Here is an 876-nt window from a genome sequence, read left to right as displayed (position 1 = left end):
GCCCCGCACCGTCTTGAGCAGCGGCAGCGCGTGCCCCTCGTCGATCTTCGCGCGCAGCCGGCGCACGTAGACGTCGACGACGTTGGTGAGCGGATCGACCTGCGCGCCCCACACGTTGGCCAGGATCCGTTCACGGCTGAACAGCCGGCCCGGCGCGCTCATCAGCAGCTCCAGGAAGGCGAGCTCCTTCGCGGTCAGCGTGATGGGCCGGTCGGCGCGGCGCACCTGCATGCGCTCGCGATCGAAGGTCAGGTCGGCCACGCGCAGCACGGCGGCCTCGACCCGCTGCTCGCGCCCGCGGCGCTGCAGCGCGACGAGCCGCGCGAGCAGCTCCTCGAAGTCGAAGGGCTTGACCATGTAGTCGTCCGCGCCCAGGCGCAGGCCGCGGACCTTGTCGGCGGTGCTGTCCATCGCGGTCAGCATCAGGATGGCCGCGTGATGGCCCTCGGCGCGCAGCGTCTGGCACAGGTCCAGGCCGCCCAGGCCCGGCAGCATCAGGTCCAGGATGATCAGCGCCGCCTCGCCGGTGCGGGCGCGGGCCAGGCCCTCGGGCCCGGTCGTCGCCACCTCGACCACGTAGCCCTCGGCGCTCAGGCCGCGACGCAGGAAGTCGGCGATGCGGGCATCGTCCTCGATGAGCAGGATCTGTCGGTTCATTCGTCGTGGGCACCGGCTGTCACCAGCGGCGCGTCGTGGGAGTCGGGAAAGATGAGGTGGACGGTGGTGCCGGCGCCGACGCGGCTCTCGATCTCGAGCGCGCCGCCGTGCGCGGCCAGGATGGACCGGGCGATCGACAAGCCGATGCCGGTGCCGTCGGCGCGATGGTCGCGGGCCAGCCGCCCGCGCATGAAGCGCTCGAACACCAGCGGCAGCTCG

At 72.5% G+C, this 876-nt stretch carries 2 protein-coding genes; both read right to left on the bottom strand.

Annotation, left to right across the window (positions count from 1 at the left end; translation table 11 throughout):
- Positions 1-657 (bottom strand): response regulator transcription factor (locus tag FUT87_RS25555; RefSeq protein ID WP_147242817.1); only part of this gene is annotated, 657 nt, incomplete at its 3' end.
- A partial coding sequence (locus FUT87_RS25550) for an ATP-binding protein (RefSeq protein WP_147242816.1) occupies positions 654-876 on the bottom strand: 223 nt, incomplete at its 5' end. The genes FUT87_RS25550 and FUT87_RS25555, both read right to left, overlap by 4 nt.

It is taken from the genome of Mitsuaria sp. TWR114, from assembly GCF_007997345.1.
Note: the sequence above shows the minus strand (reverse complement) of the source record. Positions and strands in the feature narration are given on the sequence as shown.